The following is a 19,232-nucleotide window of genomic DNA, read 5'->3' as shown; positions in this document are numbered from 1 at the left end:
ACTCCCGCACGGTGCCCCGCGGATCACACCTGCTCCAGCGCGGCTGCCCGCAGGGCGGCCGGGTCCCGTACCGGCTTGCCGGTCGTGGTCCGGGGCAGCGCCGTCACCGTGTGGATGCGGCGCGGCAGCTTGAAGCCGGCCACGCGTTCGGCGAGCAGGCCCTCCACGGCGCGCGCGGTGACCTCCTCGTCGAGGACCGCGTAGGCCTCGATGGCCCCGTCGTGGACGACCACGGCCTCGCGCACGCCGGGGAGTTCGGACAGCGTCCACTCGACTTCGGTGAGGTCGACCTTGAGGCCGCCGACCGACACCTGCGAGTCCAGTCGCCCCAGGACGCCGAGCAGGCCGGTCCGCGGGTCGAGCGTTCCGGCGTCGCGCGTGCGCAGCCAGCCGTCGCTCCAGCGGCCCGGGTCGGCGGGCCCGAGGTACGGGCTCACCGGCCGGCGTACGAGGAGTTCGCCGTCCAGGATCTTCACGTCGATGCCGGGCGCCGGCCAGCCGGTGGCCGGGCGGTTGGCCCCGGACAGGTCGGCGGCGATGACACCCGTCTCCGTCATCCCGTACACCTCGCCCAGCGGGACCGCGTACCGGGCCGTGAAGGCCTCGGCGACCCCCGGACGGACGGACTCGCCGGCGGTGATCGCCCCGACGAGGTGGGGCAGCGGCGGGGGAGCGGAGACCGAGGCCAGCAGCTGGGCGTGGAACGGCACGCCCGTGATCACGGTCGGCGCGGTCCGCGCGGCCACGGCGCCGAGGATGCCCTCGGCGGTCATCCGCTCCGGGAGCACGATCTCCACGCCCACGTGCAGGCTGTGCAGGAGTCCCGCCACCAACCCCATGGCGTGGACCAGCGAGTTGAGTACGACCATGCGCGCCCCCGGCCCGGGCATGCCGGGGATCAGGGTGTAGCGCCGGACCTCGGCGGCGAGGTCCTCGGCCGTGCGTCCGATGACCTTGGAGGGGCCCGTCGACCCCGAGCTGAGCTGGACGAGCGCGTGCCCGGTGGCGGCCGGACGGCCGTCGGCGTACGGCTCCACGACGGCGTCGACGGCGTGGAAACCGCGCAGGGCGCCGCTGCGTACCGGACCGGCCGGGCGGATGACGAACTGCGGGGCGACCCGGCGCAGCGCCCGGTCGGTCTCGTGGCCCGTCAGCCGGTGGTCGAGCAGGACCACCTGGGCTCCGGTCCGCCAGGCGGCGAGCAGGTCCGTCAACAGCGCGAGGGAGGGCGGTAGGTGCAGGGCGACCGTGCCGCCGTCGCGCAATCCGCTCTCCGTGAGCCGCGCGTGCCGGGCGTGGACCCGGCGGCGGAGGGCGGCGCGATCCAGCCGCTCGCCCATGTCCACCGCGGGAGCGGTGTCCTCTCCATCGGTGTGCAGGAGCAGATCGTCGACCCAGTTCCCGCCGTGGTGTTCCAGCCCGGCCGTCTCGGGCCGAGGACCTCCGGAATCCCTGCTCACGAACGCACACCCCCCGTTGACCTGCTGATTCACCCTGAATGGTTCAGCGGCAACGCATAATAGAAACGGCCGCTCGGGGGCTGTCAAGTTTCATTGTCCATACGCGACAGAGGGCTTGCGGAATTGCGAATTCCTACTCCTGAGTTCTCTCGTAGAGCGCGCCGGGCTGGCCGGATTGTGTTTGACAGGGCGGGAACTCCCTGTACGGTCTCCCAGTGTTGAACGGGGAGAGCATTTGCTCCCGGGTTTCTCGTACGGGGAATCGGGAGATGTCCGGAACGTGGCGTGGAGTGAGGCCCGGTACAGCGCCCGCCCAGAAGTGGGCGGACCCTCGGGCCGCCTGGAGCCGCCTCCTGTTGCCGGCCCGATGGCCTGCGGCGGCATCTCCATCGAGGCGGTCCCTCCGGACCGCTTCGTCCGCCTGAAATCCAAGCGTCCGAATCTCTCGGTCGAACCCCGGCTGTTCTCGGTGCGCGCAATACCTTGCCGCCCTGGCCTGGTCGGATTCGACAACCTGATCGAATCCGTCCCTCCATGACCTCGTGAGGTGAGTATGCGCACTCTCCTGGTGGATAATTACGACTCCTTCACCTTCAATTTGTTCCACCTCTTGGCGGAGGCGAACGGGCAGGAACCCGTCGTCATTCGCAATGACGAGCCGGGGTGGAATATCGGCGACCTCGAGGGATTCGACAACGTCGTCCTGTCCCCCGGCCCCGGAACACCCGAACGCCCCGAGGACTTCGGGATCTGCGGCGAGATAGTCCGCGCGGCGGACCGCCCGGTCCTCGGCGTCTGCCTCGGCCATCAGGGCATCGCCCACCTGAGCGGTGCCTCCGTCCTGCGCGCCCCCGAGCCCCGCCACGGGCGGGTCTCCCCGGTGGAGCACGCCGGGACGGACCTCTTCGCGGGCATTCCCTCGCCCTTCGACGTCGTGCGCTACCACTCGCTCACCGTGGCCGACCTTCCCGAGGACGTCCTCGAGGCCACCGCGTGGGCGCCGGGCGGCCTGCTCATGGGCCTGCGTCACCGCGAACGCCCGCTGTGGGGCGTGCAGTTCCACCCGGAGTCCATCAGCAGCGAGCACGGGCTGCGGATGATGCGGAACTTCCGCGACCTCACGGCCCGTTGGCAGGAGGACCACCCCGCGGCGCGGGCCGTCCTACCCGCCGCGCCGGACACCCGGCCCGTCCGCCCCGCACCGGCCCGGCACCTGCGCGTCCTGACCGAGCGGCTGCCGACCGACTGGGACGCCGAGATCGTCTTCGACGAGCTGCTGCGCGGCGGGAACCACGCCTTCTGGCTCGACAGCAGCCGCAGCGACGGCTCCGTGGGCCGGTTCTCGATCATGGGGGACGCCTCGGGTGACCTGGCCCGCGTGGCCACGGCCGACGTCTCGGCCGGCACGGTCACCGTCGTGTCCGAGCGGGACGGCGTCCGCAGCGCGCAGGTGGCCCGGCGCCCCTTCTTCGACTGGATCGACGAGGACCTGAAGTCCCTGCGGGTGGAACTGCCCGAACGCTCCGAGAACCCCTGCAACTTCGCCCTCGGCTGGGTCGGGTACCTCGGGTACGAACTCAAGGCGCAGTGCGGCGCGGGCCCGGGCGTCCACCGCGCGCAGGAGCCCGACGCCACGATGGTGTTCGCCGCCCGCGCCCTGGCCTTCGACCACCTGACCGGCACCACGCACCTCCTCGCCCTGGCCCCCGCCGACCCCGCCGCCCAGGGCCCCGAAGCGGTCGCCCTCGACGCGTCCGCCCGCGCATGGCTGCGCACCACCGCCGGGCGGCTGCGCGCCCTCGCCGGGAGGACGGCGGACGCCGACGTGCCCGCGCAGCCCGTGGACGCCGGCGACCTGAGCCTGCGGCACGACCGGGACGCCTACCTGGACCGCATCCGGCGCAGCCAGGAGGACATCGCGGCCGGCGAGACGTACGAGGTCTGCCTCACCAACGAGCTGCGCAGCGAGGCGAAGGTGGACCCCTGGGAGGGGTACCGCTTCCTGCGCCGCACCAGCCCGGCGCCGTTCGCCTCGCTGCTCCTCTTCGAGGACCTGGCCGTCCTCAGCACCTCGCCGGAGCGGTTCCTGCGCGTGACGGCCGACGGGCTGGCCGAGTCCAAGCCGATCAAGGGCACCCGGCCGCGCGGAGCCACCCCGCAGGAGGACGAGGCCCTGCGGGCCGACCTGCGGAGCAACGAGAAGGACCGCTCCGAGAACCTCATGATCGTCGACCTGGTCCGCAACGACCTCGGCCGGTGCGCGGAGGTCGGATCGGTCCACGTGCCCAAGCTGTTCGACGTGGAGACCTTCGCCACCGTCCACCAGCTCGTCAGCACCGTACGGGCCCGGCTGCGCCCCGGGGTGAGCGCGGTGGAGTGCGTCCGCACGGCGTTCCCCGGCGGCTCCATGACGGGGGCCCCCAAGATCCGCACCATGCAGATCATCGACGACCTGGAGGAGGGCCCGCGCGGCGTGTACTCCGGAGCGATCGGCTACTTCTCCCTGTGCGGCGGCGCCGATCTCAGCATCGTCATCCGCACCGCCGTCGTGACCCCGCAGGGCATCCGCTACGGGGTCGGGGGAGCCATCGTCGCCCTCTCCGACCCGGACGACGAGTACGAGGAGACGATCACCAAGACCACCCCGCTGCTCCGCCTGCTCGGCACGGGCTTCCCCGGCGGCGACCCCGGCGGCGACCCCGGCCACGCCTCCGACGCGGCCCCCGGGGCTACGGTGGACCGATGAGCGAACGGACCCGGCAGGGCGGGGCGACCGAAGCGGCGGGGCAGGGCGGGGCACCGGCACCGGCGGCGGCCCGCGGCGAACGGCTCTTCGCCCTCACCCCCTCCGGGGCCCTGTGCGAGGTCCGCGGTACGCCGTCCCGCGGCGAGCTCCTCGCCGCGGACTCCTGGCTGGTCGCCGACGGCCGGGTCCGTGCCCTGGACCGGCACCGCCGCCGCTTCGCCGCCACCTGCGCGGGGACCGAAGGAGCCCCCGAGGGGCTCCTGGAGGCCTTCTGGACCGCCATGACGGCCCTGCTGCCCCGCGATCCCGGCCCGTGGTTCCCGCGCGTCGAGCTCGAGCGGGCGGCCGCGGACGCGCCGCCGGACACGGTCCTGCCCGGCGGCCACCGGCTGCTCCTCCGGCTGCGCCCCGCCCCCGCGCGCGGCACGTCCGCCCGGGTCTGGGGCCTGCCCGTCCGCGATCCCCGCCGGGCGCCCCGGCACAAGGGGCCGGACCTGGACGCGCTGGCCGCCGTACGGGCGCAGGCGGCGGCCGCGGCCGCGGACGAGGCGCTCCTGGTCACCGCGGACGGGGTGGTACTCGAAGCCGCCAACTCCTCGCTCCTGTGGTGGGAGGGCGACGCGCTGTGCCACCCGGCCGCCGAGCTGCCCGTCCTCCCCGGGGTCACCGCCTCGCTGCTGCTGGAGCACGCCGCGCGGACGGGCGTGGAGGTACGTCCCTGCCGGCGCCGGCTGTCCGCCCTGGCCGGGCGGGAGGTCTGGGTGGTCAACGCCCTGCACGGACTGCGCCCCGTCACGGCCTGGCCGGGGGGCTCCCTCCCGGCCGGCGAACCGGTGCGGGCCGCCGTCTGGCAGACGTGGCTGGACGGCCTCGGGGAGCCGCTGCCGGGGTGAGCGCGGGAGCCGCGCCGCCGCCGACGGCCCGCCCCGGCCGGTACGGGCCTCAGCCGGCCGGTTCCAGGATCCCGGAATCGGCCAGCAGATAGCCCAGTTGGGCCCGGCTGCCGCTGCCCAGTTCCACGGAGACCTTGCGGATGTGCTCGGCCACGCTGCGCCGGCTCATCCCCAGGCGCCGGGCGATCGTGCTGTCCGTCTCGCCGCCGACCACCGCGCGCAGGATGGTCTGCTGGAGGTCGGTGGTGACGATCGGGCTGCGCGGCGCCGGCCCCCCGTGGGGGACCGGCGTGGAGCGTTCCCAGACCTGCTCGAAGTAGCGCGTCAGGAAACGCACCAGCGAAGGCTCGCTGATGTGCAGGGCGCCCCCGGCCGGCTCGTCGGACAGCGGGAGGAAGGCGTGTTCCTGGTCGCAGATGATGACGCGCTCGAGGACCTCCGCCTGGCTGCGCACCTCGCCGCCCGCCGCGGCGATCCGCTCGATGTACCCCATGGTCGGCCGGTGGGTGTGGACGGTGTGCTGGTAGACGGTGCGCTGGCGAACCCCCCGGCCGAGCGCCCGCAGGTCTCGTTCCAGGGCCGCCTCCAGCGCCGATTCGGGCCGCCCGCCGCCGGGTTGCACCGTACGCAGTTCCTCCCGGCAGCCGCCCACGGCCGCCTCCAGCACCGAGTTGATGACGTCCTTGCCGACGAGCCGGACCAGTGAGGGCCGCGCCGCGTCCCGCTCCCGCGCGTAGACGGCCTCGAAGGCGGACAGCGCCGCCCTGGCGGATTCCATGGCCCTGACCTGCTCCGCGAGCAGGTCCTCCAAGGGGGCCATCGTCGCGAACGTCGCCGCGGCGGGCGTGAGGGGGACGGCGTACGCGGGGTCCCCGGCGTCCTCCACGACGAGGTGGAGCCGCCACAGACAGGCCGGCACGTCCTCGCGGGGTACGCGGCCCTCGCGCAGCGCCGTGCGGTAGACGGCCAGCCCCGCCTCGCAGGGGCGGGGGTCCGCGGGTGATTCGCCGCAATCGTCTCCGGCTGTACCGACATGACCTCGCTTCACAACTGTGCACATTACCTTTGTGCATCCCCCCGTGCGCATGTGCCGGAGCCGGCCGGCTGCCTATGTTGGCCCGGTACTCCGTGCGCGTGTTCCGAAGGGGAAGTCACTCATGTCCGACTCGGTTCGAGCCGACCCCCTCTCGGTGCGGGTCCGTCCGTGACGTCCGGCACGGCCCTCAGGGAACGCCGCTACCGGCTCCTGGTCGGCGGCTACGCGATCTCCTCGTACGGCACCTTCCTCAACCTGATCGCGCTGAACCTGTACGTGTACGCGGTGACCGACCGGGCCCTGGCCGTCGGCGTGTTCCTGATCGTCCGCTTCGCCGCCGGGTTCCTGACCGGCCTGGTGTGCGGCCCCCTGCTCGCCCGCTGGCCGGCGAAGAGCGCCATGCTCTGGGCCAACCTGCTCCAGGCCGCGGCGATGGTGCTCCTGGTGGCGGCCCCGGACGGGTACCGCACGGCCGCGCTGTTCACCGTCTCGGCCGCGGTCGGCGGCGCCGGAACCCTGTTCATGGTCGCGTTCCGCAGCTCGGTCCCCCACATGGTCGGCGAGGGCCGCACCACGTGGGCGAACTCCCTGATGGTCAGCTGGCGTTCGCTCGCCATGGTCGCGGGCTTCGCCTCTTCGGGCCTGGTGGTCTCCCTGCTGGGCTACACCGCGGCCTTCCTCGCGGACATGGTCACCTTCCTGGTCTGCGCCCTCGCCGTCGCCCTGCTCCCCACCGGCCGGGACGGGGCGGACCAGGAGGACGGGGCGGACGGGGCGGACGGCGCGGACGGCGCGGGGAGCGGCGAGAAGGGCGACGGCCCGGCCGGCGGGACGGGGGACGCGAACGGCAAGGTCCGCTCCTCCGCCGCGCTCGCCGCACTGGCCACGGCCCCCGCCCTGCTGCTCATGGTGGCGCTGCGCGGAGTCGACGCGCTGGGCTCCTCCTCGCACAACGCGGCGCTGCCCGTGTACTCCACCCGGCTCGACACCGACGACCCGGCCGTCTTCGTCAGCGTCTTCTGGTGCGTGTGGGCCGTCGGCAACGTCCTCGTCCAGCAGGTGCTGCGCCGGTACACGAAGCGCACGCGACGCTCGGTCGGCGCCCTCGGCTTCGGGCTCGGCACCATCGCGATGTCGGCCACCTTCATCCTGGCCTTCGCCGGGTTCCCCTGGGCCGCGACCATCGTGGTCGCCGTGCTCGCGGGGGCGGCGGACGGGCTCACCGAGGTCGCGTACACCTCGCACCTGCAGACGTTGCCGAGCGGCCTGCGCACCCACGCGTTCGGCCTCTCGGCCACCGTGGAGAACCTCGGGTTCGGCATCGGAATGATCGTGGTCGCCACGGCGCTCGACTCCTTCACGCCCCTGTCGGTGGTCGCCGTCGCGCACGGCGCCGCCATCGCCGTCGCCCTGGTCTTCGTGGCCCAGGTGCTGTGGCAGCGCGGGGCGTCGCGCGGGGCGGCGGGGAGCGAAGGAGAGGGGAACGGCAATGCAGGACCGGCGCGTGGCAGTCATCGGGATGGCGCTGAGGTTTCCGGGCGCTGACACGCCCGAGCAGTACTGGCGCGACATCGTCTCCGGAGCCTCGCACGTACGGCCCTTCACGGAAGCGGAGTTCGCGGCGGCGGGCCTTCCCCCGGAGCTCTACCGGGACCCGGACTTCACGGGATCCAGCGCGCTCCTGCACGGCATCGACGGCTTCGACGCCGCCTTCTTCGGGATGAGCGGCCGCGAGGCCACCCTGACCGATCCCCAGCAGCGGCTCTTCCTGGAGTGCTGCCACCACGTCCTGGAGGACGGCGGCTACGCCGGCACCGCGGACCGGGTCGGCGTGTACGCGAGCACCGGCTACCGCCTGTACTCCCTGCACAGCTACCTGGCCGCCCAGATCGGCGCGCCGGGCCAGGGCGCGGACTGGGCCGAGGTCAAGCAGATCCAGGTCGGCAACTACGCCGACTTCACGGCCAACCGGGCGGCCTTCCGGCTCGGCCTCGAAGGCCCGGCGGTGAACGTGGCGACCGCCTGCTCCAGCGGGCTGGTCTCCGTCCACCTGGCCGCCCAGGCGCTGCTCGCGGGCGACGCGGACCTGATGGTGGTGGGCTCCGCCGCCCTGCACCTGCCGCAGGTCACCGGGCACCGGCACGTCCGGGGATCGACGATCTCCCCCACCGGCGCCGTACGGGCCTTCGACGCGGCGGCGGACGGCACGGTCGGCGGCAACGGCGTCGCGGCCGTCCTGCTCAAACCGCTGGCGAAGGCACTGGCCGACGGGGACACCGTGCACGCCGTCCTGCTGGGCTCCGCCGTGACCAACGACGGCGCGGGCAAGGCCGGTTTCGCGGCGCCCGGCGTCGCGGGCCAGCGGGACGCGGTGCTCGGAGCCCTGGACAGCGCGGGGGTCGCGGCCGACACGATCGGTTACCTGGAGGCGCACGGGACCGGCACCTACAAGGGCGACCCCATCGAATTCGCCGCGCTCACCGAGGCGTTCCGCCGGCATACCGACCGCACCGGATTCTGCGCCCTCGGCTCCACCAAGCCCGCCATCGGCCACCTGGACAGCGCCGCGGGCCTCGCCGGGCTCATCAAGGCCGTCCTCGTCCTGCGGCACGCGACCGTGCCCCCGCTGGTGAACCTCACCCGGCCCCATCCGCTGCTCGGCGTCGAGGACAGCCCCTTCCTGCTGCCGCGCCGGGCCTCGCCCTGGACGGCGGACGGCCCGCGCCGCGCCGGCGTGCACTCCATCGGCATGGGCGGCACCAACGCGCACGTCATCCTCGAGGAGGCCCCGCCCGCCCCGGCCAGGACCCCGGGCGCCCCGGTGCCCGGCCTGCTGCCGCTGTCGGCGCGGAGCCCCCGGGCCCTGGAGGACAGCGCCCGCGCGCTGCGGGACACCCTGCGCCGCCACCCGGACCTCGACCCGGCCGACGTGCTGACGACCCTGGGGCTCGGCCGGCGCCACCTGCGCCACCGGCTCGTCCTCACCGCGCCCCGGGAGGACCTGGCCGGGGCGCTCGACGCGTTCCTGACGGACCGCGCCCGGCGGGAGCCGGGGCAGGAAGCGGACGGGCCGGGCGGGTGGGCCGGCGCGGCCGACACCGCCCCCGGGGGTTCCCGCGGCGGCGCGAGCACGGGGAACGCCGCCTACCGCACCGGAACGGTGGAGGAGGGCCGGGCCGTCGCGCCCGCCTTCGTCTTCAGCGGTCAGGGCAGCGGCCGCCCGGGGATGGCCGCCGCGCTCGCCGGGCGGTTCCCGGTGGTGGCCGAGACCCTCCGGGAGTGCGCCCGCGTCCACCGGGAGGAGACCGGCGAGGACACCTTCCTCGAGCGGCTGGTCGACGGCGCGGGACCCCGGCAGTGGGACACCGCCTTCGCCCAGCCGGCCCTCTTCGCGTTCCAGGTCGCCCAGGTCCGGCTCTGGCGGCAGCTGGGCGTGGAGCCCGGCGCCGTCGCCGGGCACAGCGTCGGGGAGTACGCGGCCCTGTGCGCCGCCGGCGCCCTGTCCGCCGAGGACGGCATGCGGCTGCTGTGCCGCAGGGGGCGGCTCATGCAGGGCACCGAGCCCGGCGCGATGCTGGCCGTCTTCAGCCCCCTGGAGCGCGTACGCGAACTGCTCGAGGCCCTCGGCCGGCCGGAAGGCGGGCCACCCGGGCAACCGGCCTGCGGGCGGCTCGAACTGGCCGTGTCCAACGGGCCCGCCCAGCACGTGGTCGCCGGCCGTCCGCGGGCGGTGGAGGCCGCCCGCGCCTGGCTCGCCGCGCGCGGGGAGGCGAGCGAGCCGCTGCCCGTGGACCGCGCCTTCCACACCGCCCTGCTCGACCCGGTGCTGGACGCGTTGCGCGCCGCCGCCGAGCAGGCGGAACTCAAGCCGGTCCAGGTCGAGTTCGTCAGCGGGCTCGACGGTACGGCGCATCCGCCCGGATGGCTGCCCGACGCCGGCTACCTCGTGCGCCAGGCCCGGCGGACGGCCGACTTCCACGCCGTCCTGCGCACCCTGGCGCCCCGCGCCCTCCTGGTCGAGATCGGACACGGCGCGCCCCTGTCCGCCCTGGCCCGCCGCGCCGTGCCCGGTACCCCCTGCGTCCCGACCCAGCAGCGGGGCAGCGGCCCGGAGGACCTGTGGGCCGCCGTGGCCGGGCTGCACTGCGCCGGAGCGGGAATCGACTGGACGGCGCTCCTGGACGGCTGCGCGGGGCGGCGGATCCCGCTGCCCGGATACCCCTTCCAGCACCGGTCGTACTGGACCGGCCCCCCACCGCACCCCGGCCCCGCGGCCCGCTCCGGCACCACCGCGGACCACGCACACACGAACGAAGGCTCCATGGAGGACGGCATGACCGAACAGGACGTACTCGAGCGGGTACGCGAACTCACCGCGCGGCACCTCGGCTACGCGGTCGACGAGATCGGTGCCGGGCAGACCTTCATCGGCCTCGGGGCGGACTCGCTGCAGCTCATCGGCATGCTGAGGCAGCTGGAGGGCGAGTTCGGGGTGCGGCTCGCCGTCCGCGACGTCCTGGAGGACGCGGGGACGCCGGAGCTGACGGCCCGCCTGATCGCCTCGCGCGGGGCCCAGGCGGCTCCCGCGGCCCCGGCTCCGGCCCCGGCCCCTGCCCCGGCTCTGGCCCCGGCTCCGGCCCCGGCTCCCGCCCCCGCTCCGGCCCCGGCTCCCGCCCCCGCTCCGCTCACCGCCGCCGCGCCTTTCGTGACGGCCGCGCGGCACCTCGTCGCGCCGGGTTCCCCGGAGCCCGCGCCCGCACCGGCTCCCACCGCGCCCCTGGCCGTCTCCGCACCGGCGCCGGTGGCCGCGCCCGCACCCGCGCCCGTGACCGCGCCCGTGACCGCGCCCGCGCCCGCGGCGGAGTCCGTGGCCGCGTACCGGTCCGAGGTGGCCGAGCTCCGCCGCCAGATCGACGTACTGGCCGAGACGCAGGCCGCCATGCTGGTCCAGCTCTCCGAGGCGGTCGCCCTGCTCGGCGCCGAGCGCGCCCGATGACCGCGAGCGCGGCGGACCGGGCCGCGGAACTCTCCCGGCACCTGACGGCGCAGCTCGCGGCGGCCAAGGAACGCCTCGCGTCCCCCGCCCCGCAGCCCGCTCCCGCCCCCGCCCCCGCCCCGCGCCCGTCCCCGGCCGCCGGTCCGGCGCCCGAGCCGCACGGTCCGCGCGTCACGCTCCTCCCGGGCTCCGGCATGGCCGGCGACGGCGCCGACGCCGGCCAGCGCGCCCACGCCGCCGGCCTCGCCCGCCGCCTGACCGAGCGCACCCCGACCTCGAAGGAGCTGGCGCAGAGCCGGCGGGCCGTCCTCGCCGACAGCCGGGCCGTCGTCGGGTTCCGCCGCTCCACCAAGGAGACGCTGTACCCGCTCGCGGCCCGCTCGGCGCACGGCGCGCGGATCACCGACGTCGACGGCAACGACTACACCGACATCACGATGGGCTTCGGGTCCCTCCTCTTCGGCCACGAGCCCGAGTTCGTCACCCGCGCGGTGCGCGAGCACCTCGACTCCGGTCTGCGCTTCGGCCCCCGGCCCGTCGAGGCCGGCGAGGTGGCCCAGCTGCTGGCCGACCTCACCGGCCTGGAGCGCGTCGCGTTCGCCGGCTCCGGTACGGAGGCCAACTCGGCCGCCCTGCGGCTCGCCCGGGCCGCCACCGGGCGCGACCGCGTCGTCATGTTCCGCGGTTCCTACCACGGCCACATCGACTCCGTACTGGGCCGCCCCGGCCCGGACTCCGGCCGCGCCGTGCCCGTCACCCGTGGCATACCGGACAGCGCCGTGGCCGAACTCCTCGTGCTGGAGTACGGCAGCCAGGAGGCCCTGGAGACCATCGACGCGCTCGGCGACACCCTCGCCGCCGTCATCGTCGAACCGGTCCAGTGCCGCAACCCCGGCCTGCGCCCCGTGGAGTTCCTGCGCAGCCTGCGCGCACTGACCCGGCGCCGCGGCATCGTGCTGCTCTTCGACGAGATGCTCACCGGCCTGCGCCCGCACCCGCGCGGCGCGCAGCACCACTTCGGCGTCGTCCCCGACCTCGCCACCTACGGCAAGGCGCTCGGCAGCGGCTTCCCGATCGGCGCCGTCGCGGGCCGCGCGGACATCCTGGACGGGGTGGACGGCGGCTTCTGGCGGTACGGCGACGACAGCCGCCCCGAGACCGAGACCACGTTCTTCGGCGGCACGTACATGCAGCACCCGCTCTCCATGGCGGCGGCCAAGGCGGTGCTCACCCGTCTCACCGCCGAGGGCCCCGGCCTCCAGGAGCGGCTGAACGCGCGGACCGGCGCCTTCGCCGACGACCTGAACGCGTTCTTCCGTGACGAGGAATTCCCCCTGGAGCTGGCCCACTTCGGGTCCATGTTCCGGTTCACCCACAAGGCCGACATGGAGCTGCTCTACCAGCACCTGCTGCTGCGCGGGGTCTACGTGTGGGAATGGCGCAGCTTCTACCTGTCGACCGCGCACACCGACGGCGACGTCGAGCGGGTGTCCGACGCGGTGAAGGACTCGCTGCGCGCCCTGCGCGAGGGCGGCTTCTTCCCCGTCACCCGCCCGCGTTCCCTCCCGCGGGCGCGGCCGCGGCCGGCGCCCGCGCGCCCCCGGCCGGCCCCCGACTTCGGCGTGTACTTCTTCGGCGACCACCCCGACGCCGAGGGGGCGGGCCCCACCGGCGCGTACGAGGAGATCGTGCGGACGGCCCGCTTCGCCGACGAGCGCGGCTTCAGCTCGCTGTGGGTGCCGGAGCGGCACTTCCACTCCTTCGGCGGCCTCTTCCCCAACCCGTCCGTCCTGGCGTCCGCGCTGGCCCGCGAGACCAGCCGGATCCGGCTGAACGCCGGCTCCGTGGTCCTGCCCCTGCACGACCCGGTCCGGGTCGCCGAGGAGTGGTCGGTCGTCGACAACCTGTCCGGCGGACGGGTCGGCCTCGGCTGCGCCACCGGCTGGCACGCCCAGGACTTCGCCCTCCACCCGGACCGGTTCGCGCGCCGCGAGGAGATCGGCTTCGCCCACCTCGAGGACGTACGGACGCTGTGGCGGGGCGGCGCCCTGCGCCGCACGGGCGGCGACGGCCGGGAGGCCGGGATCCGGATCCACCCCCGCCCCGTACAGGACGAGCCCCCCATGTTCCTGGCCACCTCGGGGCGGAGGGAGTCCTACGAGCGGGCCGCGGAGCGCGGTCTGGGCATCGTCACCAACCTGATGAACCAGACGGTCGCGGAGCTCGCCGAGAACATCGGCCACTACCGCGCGGCGCGCGAGCGGCACGGCCTCGATCCCGATGCGGGCCGGGTGACCGTGCTCCTGCACACCTACCTCGGCGAGGACCACGCGAGCGCCCGCGCGCAGGCGCTGGAGCCGATGATCCGCTACCTGCGCTCCTCGCTCCAGATGCGTTCCGCGGCCGGCGCGCTCGGGGGCGGCCCGCAGGACGTGGCCGCGGCGAGCGACGAGGACCTGGACTACCTCTTCCGCCGCGCGTACGACCGCTACTGCGACGAGCGCGCCCTGATCGGCACGCCCGAGACCTGCACCCCGGTCGTGGACGCCCTGCGCGCCGCGGGCGTGGACGAGATCGCCGCGCTGGTCGACTTCGGGATGCCGGCCGAGCTGATGCGCGCCGGGCTCGAACACCTCGACGCGCTGCGGGCGCGCCACCACGAGGACGCCCGGCCGGCCGCCGACGCGTCCGCGCCCGCGACCGACGCCCAACGCCGGATCTGGCTCGCCTCCCAGCTGATCGGCGACCGGGCCGCGTACAACGAGGTCCAGGCGGTCCGGCTGCACGGCGTGCTGGACGAGGGCGCGCTCGGCGCCGCCGTCACGGGCCTCGTGGAGCGGCACGCCGCGCTGCGGACCGTGTTCCGGGCGGGCACCGGGGACGAGACGGTCCAGCAGGTCGTCCGGTCCGCGCCGGACATCGCGCTGCGGCCGACCGACCTGCGCGGCCGGACCGGGGAGGACGCCGACGCGGCCGTCGCCGCCGTCCTGCGGGAGGAGAGCGCGCGGCCGTACGACCTGGCCGAGGGACCCCTGTTCACCCCGCGTCTGCTGACCCTCGGCGACGAGGAGCACGTCCTGGTGTTCGGCATGCACCACATCGTCACCGACGGGCACTCCGCCACCCTTCTCGCCGCCGACCTCGAGGAGCTCTACTCCGCCGCCGTCGAGGGCCGCGCCGCCCGGTTCGGGGCGCCCGCCGGCACCACGCTCGGCGCCGCGGAGCCCGACCGGGACCCGGCCGACCTGCGGTGGTGGCGGGACCGGCTCGACCCGTTGCCGCCCGTGCCCGCCCTGCCCACCGACCGGCCGCGCGGCCGCCGGGTGGCCGGGAGCGGGGCGGCCGCGGAGATCCGGCTCGACGCCGCCCGCACCACCGGGCTCCAGGAGTGGAGCGGAGGGCGCGGCGTCACCCTCTTCGCCACGCTGCTGACGGCCTGGCAGCTCGTCCTGCGCGAACGGTCCGGGCAGGACGAGTTCGTCGTCGGCTCCACCTTCGGCCGGCGCACGCCGCAGACCGCCGGCACGGTCGGCTTCCACGCCTGCGTCCTGCCGCTGCGCGCCGCGCTGACGGACACGACGACCCTGACGGACGCCGTACGGGCCACGCGCGACGCCCTGTTCGAGGCGGACGCCCACCAGTACGTCGACCTCGACGCGCTGCTGGCGGCCGTCAACCCGGACCGGGGCAACCCGCGGCCGCTGATCACCGTGTCGGCCGATCTGGACACGGCACCGCTGACCCGGGTGAACCTGCCCGGACTGCGCGCGCGGGAGGTCGACGGCGGTACGGAGTCGGCGCCGCTCGAGATGGCCCTGATGGCCGTCCGCACCCGCTCCGGCCTGCGCCTGCGCCTGCGCTACGACGCGGACCTCTTCGACGCCGGGACGGCCGCGGCCTACCTGGGCGACCTCGACCGCGTCCTCGCGGCCATGACGGGCGGAGCGGCCGAACGGGTGCGGGACACCGCACGGGCGGCCCCGGCCCCGGCGGCGGCGCAGGCCGGGGGACGGGATGCCGGGCGGGGCGCCGGGCCGGTCGTCACGGAGGAGCTGCGGAGCCTCTGGAAGGCCGTCCTCACGGCGGACGAGGTGGCCGACGACGCCGACTTCTTCGATCTCGGCGGGAACTCGATCGCGGCGATCCGCCTCGTCAACCGGGTCCGGGACGCGCTGGACGTCGACTTCTCCCTGGCCGACTTCTTCGCGGACCCCCGGCTGGACGCGATGGCCCGCCAACTGGCCACCGGTGCGGCGCGGAAGCGGCCCGCACCGGCCGGGGCATCCGCTCGCACCGGGCCGGCCGGGGCCGCCGTTCCCGCCGCCGCCCCCGCCCCCGCCGCTGCCGCCCCCGCCCCCGCACCCGCTTCCATTCCCGCCGTCCCCGTCCCCGTCCCCGTCCCCGCCGCCCCGCTCGACGGAGGAGTCGTCGACCGGGCCAGGGTCAGCGACCAGCAGGACCGGATGATCGCCGGCCACTACTCCTTCCCGCAGCCGCAGATCTGGAACGTGCCGACCAGGATCCGGTTCCGGGGCGCTCTGGACCCCGACGCCCTGCGCACGGCGCTCACCGGACTGGTCGCCCGCCACTACGCCCTGCGCCTGCGCTTCGTCCAGGACGAGGCGCAGGACTGGTGGCAGGAGGTGCTCGCGGCCGGACCGGTGCGGCTCCAGACCGACGACCTCACCCGCCTGGGGCCCGCCCGGAGCGCCGAGCGGGCCGACGAGGTGTGCCGTCGGCAGGCCGCGACGCCCATCGACATCACCCGCACCACGCTCGCCCCGCTCCGGCTGCTGCGGGTCGCCGAGGACGAGTGGCTGCTGATGTTCACGCTGCACCACATCTGCGCCGACGGCTGGTCCCACTCGGTGCTCGTCTCCGAACTCGCCGAGCTGTACGCGGCGGCCGCCGCGGGCCGGGCGCCCGAGCTCGACGCGCCCGCCTCCCAGCCCACGGACTACGCCCGCCACCAGCGGAGGGAGAAGAGCCCCGCCGTCGAGGCTCGACGGGCCGCGCACTGCGCCGCGTACCTGCACGGCGCGCCGGTCCGGCTCGACGTCCCCACCGACCGCCCCCGGCCCGAGAAGCTCAGCGGCGACGGCGACACGGTGCGCGGGCTGCTCCCCGCCGCGGCGCGGACGGCCGTCGAAGCGCTCGCGGCCGCCCGCCGGGTGACCCCGTTCGCGGTCTGCGCGGCGGCGCTCGGCGTGCACCTGGCACGGCTGTCGGGGGAGCGGGACGTCCTGCTGAGCGTCCCGTACGCGAACCGCGAGGGCGCCGAGTTCGAATCGCTCGTGGCGCTGACCACCACGGCCGTCATGGTCCGGGTGCGCATCGATCCGGAGGAGACCTTCGCCGAACTGGTCGGCAGAACGGGCGCGGAGGCGCTGGCCGTCATGGCCAACGTCCTGCCGACCGCGCACATCATGCGGGCGATGCGCGACGCGGGGGCCATCGAGGTCCCCGACCGGGTCCCGTACGTCCTGGCGTTCCAGAACTACACCGACACCGACATCGAGATCCCCGGCCTCCGGGTGGACGTCGAGGACCTGGCCCCGCCGGTGAGCCGGGCGGAGCTGGCCTTCGGCCTCTCGCCGCGCCGGGACCCGGGCCTGGGCTACAGCACCTTCCTGGAGTACTCGGCCGACCTGTGGGAGCGGGAGACGGCGGAAGGCCTCCTGGCCTCCTACGCAGCGCTGCTCGCGGATCTGAGCGCCGACCCCGACCGTCCGATGGCAGCCCTGCTCGCCGCAGACGGCCCCCACCCGACGCCCCGAGAGGCGGAAGCCGAATGACCGCGGCCACCGACACCAGCCACGACACCAGCCACGACACCAGCCCCGCGCCCGCCGACGGCCTCCACCCCGACCGCGACCGCGGCCGGGCCGAGGACCTGCTCGCCTTCCTGCGGGAGGGCACCTCGCCCTACCACGCGGTCGCCGAGTCGGCCCGCCGCCTGGAGAAGGCCGGATTCACGGAGCTGAACGAGAGCGACGAGTGGAGCGGCCGCAGCGGCGGCAGCTTCATCGCCCGCGCGGGCGCCCTCGTCGCCTGGTACGTCCCCGAAGGCGCCCCGGCCCGTGCGCCGTTCCGCATCATCGGCGCGCACACGGACTCCCCGAACCTCCGGGTCAAGCCGACCCCCGACACCGGCTCCGCGGGCTGGCGCCAGATCGCCGTGGAGATCTACGGAGGGGTCCCGCTCAACACCTGGCTCGACCGGGACCTGGGCATCTCCGGACGGGTCACCCTGCGCGACGGCACCTCCGCCCTCGTCAAGATCGACGAACCGCTGTTCCGGGTGCCGCAGCTGGCCATCCACCTGGACCGCACGGTCAACGAGGGGCTCGCCCTCGACCGGCAGCGCCACACCCAGCCGATCTGGTCCCTGGGCGACACCGAGCGGGGCGCCCTGCTGCGCCGGGTCGCCGGCGCGGCCGAGCTGGACGCCGGGCAGATCCTCGGCTGGGACCTGATGCTGCACGACGTACAGGCCCCCGGGTTCCTGGGCGCGGAGGGGGAGTTCCTGGTGTCCGCGCGCCTGGACAACCTGCTGTCCGTGCACGCGGGCGTCGGCGTCCTCACGGCGGCCGCCGAGGCCTGGACCGCGGGCCCCGGACCGGCCGGCCCGCCGCGGATCCCGGTGCTCGCGGCCTTCGACCACGAGGAGTGCGGCAGCGGTTCCGAGACCGGCGCCATGAGCCCGCTGCTGGAGCGGGTGCTGAGCCGCTCCGTCGATGCCCGCGGAGGCGGCGGCCAGGACTTCTCCCGGGCCATGGCCGGCTCGTTCTGCGTCTCGTCCGACATGTCGCACGCGGTCCACCCCAACTTCAGCGAGCGGCACGACCCGGACACCCACCCGCTGCCCAACGGCGGCCCCGTGATCAAGGTCAACGTCAACCAGCGCTACGCCACCGACGGCACCGGCATCGCGGCCTTCGCGGCCGCGTGCGAGCGGGCCGGCGTGCCGTGGCAGCGGTTCGTCTCCAACAACGCGATGGGCTGCGGCACGTCGATCGGGCCGATCACCGCGGCCCGGCTGGGCGTGACCACCGTCGACGTGGGCGTGGCCGGCCTGTCGATGCACTCGGCGCGGGAGCTGGCCGGGGCCCGGGACCCCGGCCATCTGACCCGGGCGCTCACCGAGTTCGTCATGACGGCCTGATCCCCGGGCTGATCCCCGGGCCGACACCACCCCGGCGCGGGGGCGCGGCGCGTTCCGCGTCCCGCGCGTCCGGTCCACACCCCTTCCAGGAGAGACAGAGCGTGTCCGCGAGAAACGTCGTCATCAGGGGCGCCGCCCCGCAGGAGGCCGCGCTGCGCGTCCTGATCGTTCCGCACGCCGGCGGCGGCGCCGCGAGCGGTCTGGCCTTCGCGCGCCACGCGCCGGCCGACTGGCTCGTCGCCACGGCCCGCATGCCGGGCCGCGAGTCACGCGTCCGGGAGGAGGTGCCGGAACTGCCCGGACTGGTCGACGACGTCGTGGCCACCCTGCGCTCGCTGCCCGGCACGGCCCCGCTGATCGTCGTGGGAGTGTGCTCGGGGGCCGTCATCGGGCTGGAGGCCGTACGGGCCGTGCAGCGCGAGGACGGTGCGCGTGCCCCCGGTCCGGTCGCGGGCCTGGTGGCCGTCTCGCAGTGGGCGGTGACGGAGCGGCCGGATCCCGGCGCCCCCTCCCTGCGGGACACGGACGAGCCCGCCCGCGTCCTGGAGGTCCTCGAGGAGTTCGGCGGGGTCCCGGCCGGGCTCCGTGCCAACGCGGAGGTGCTCGCGCTGGTGCTGCCGGCCATCGTGGCGGACATGCGGGCCGTCGAGGACTACGTGTCCGGACCGGACCCGCTCCTCGCGTGCCCGCTGCTGACCGTGTTCGGCGACGGGGACGCGCTGTGCCCCGACGAGCGGACCGCCGACTGGTCCCTGTTCAGCCAGGACGTCCGCAGCGTCCTCGTCCCGGGCGGGCACATGCTGCTGGCGGAGGATCCCGGGGCCCTGGTGGACGCCCTCGCGGACAGCCTCGACCACTTCGCCGCCACCGCCTAGGGCCGGCCCGCACCGACGGCCCCGTTCTCGTTCCCACCGCTTTGCCCGATGTGAGGTTCAC

General features: G+C 75.2%; 9 protein-coding genes. 7 read left to right on the top strand and 2 right to left on the bottom strand.

Annotated elements, in window-relative coordinates:
- Positions 1-23: 23 nt before the first annotated feature.
- Positions 24-1,460, bottom strand: a complete 1,437-nt coding sequence (locus ACWF9Z_RS02375; RefSeq protein ID WP_453596608.1) for a class I adenylate-forming enzyme family protein — start codon at positions 1,458-1,460, stop codon at positions 24-26.
- A gap of 553 nt (positions 1,461-2,013) precedes the next feature.
- On the opposite strand from ACWF9Z_RS02375, the gene pabB reads away from it, so the two are divergent.
- Together pabB and ACWF9Z_RS02365 are read left to right on the top strand one after the other, a co-directional pair.
- Positions 2,014-4,206 carry an aminodeoxychorismate synthase component I gene (gene pabB, locus ACWF9Z_RS02370; RefSeq protein WP_453597187.1) on the top strand — a complete coding sequence of 731 codons (2,193 nt, stop codon included), beginning with the start codon at positions 2,014-2,016 and terminating at the stop codon, positions 4,204-4,206.
- Positions 4,203-5,099 carry an aminotransferase class IV gene (locus ACWF9Z_RS02365; protein WP_453596606.1) on the top strand — a complete coding sequence of 299 codons (897 nt, stop codon included), beginning with the start codon at positions 4,203-4,205 and terminating at the stop codon, positions 5,097-5,099. Before pabB ends, ACWF9Z_RS02365 begins: the two co-directional genes overlap by 4 nt.
- A 49-nt stretch (positions 5,100-5,148) precedes the next feature.
- On the opposite strand, the gene ACWF9Z_RS02360 is transcribed toward ACWF9Z_RS02365, so the two are convergent.
- A complete protein-coding gene (locus tag ACWF9Z_RS02360; RefSeq protein ID WP_453596604.1) occupies positions 5,149-6,147 on the bottom strand; it encodes a LuxR C-terminal-related transcriptional regulator in 999 nt (332 codons plus the stop codon).
- 156 nt (positions 6,148-6,303) lie between these two features.
- Here ACWF9Z_RS02360 and ACWF9Z_RS02355 point away from each other — a divergent pair, with 156 nt between their 5' ends.
- From ACWF9Z_RS02355 to ACWF9Z_RS02335, 5 genes are all read left to right on the top strand, one after another.
- Complete coding sequence (locus ACWF9Z_RS02355) at positions 6,304-7,680, top strand: MFS transporter (protein WP_453596602.1); 1,377 nt, start codon at positions 6,304-6,306, stop codon at positions 7,678-7,680.
- Complete coding sequence (locus ACWF9Z_RS02350) at positions 7,640-11,131, top strand: type I polyketide synthase (RefSeq protein ID WP_453596600.1); 3,492 nt, start codon at positions 7,640-7,642, stop codon at positions 11,129-11,131. The genes ACWF9Z_RS02355 and ACWF9Z_RS02350 overlap by 41 nt, the downstream gene beginning before the upstream one ends.
- A complete protein-coding gene (locus ACWF9Z_RS02345) occupies positions 11,128-16,926 on the top strand; it encodes a MupA/Atu3671 family FMN-dependent luciferase-like monooxygenase (protein ID WP_453596598.1) in 5,799 nt (1,932 codons plus the stop codon). Before ACWF9Z_RS02350 ends, ACWF9Z_RS02345 begins: the two co-directional genes overlap by 4 nt.
- On the top strand, positions 16,923-18,296 hold the full coding sequence (locus ACWF9Z_RS02340; RefSeq protein ID WP_453596596.1) for a M18 family aminopeptidase: 1,374 nt from the start codon (positions 16,923-16,925) through the stop codon (positions 18,294-18,296). Before ACWF9Z_RS02345 ends, ACWF9Z_RS02340 begins: the two co-directional genes overlap by 4 nt.
- A gap of 101 nt (positions 18,297-18,397) precedes the next feature.
- The gene (locus ACWF9Z_RS02335) at positions 18,398-19,171 is read left to right on the top strand and encodes a thioesterase II family protein (RefSeq protein ID WP_453596594.1); all 774 of its coding nucleotides are present in this window, start codon (positions 18,398-18,400) and stop codon (positions 19,169-19,171) included.
- Positions 19,172-19,232 lie beyond the last annotated feature (61 nt).

Source organism: Streptomyces sp. NPDC054961 (assembly GCF_053609145.1).
This window is presented reverse-complemented; position numbering and strand designations above follow the sequence as displayed.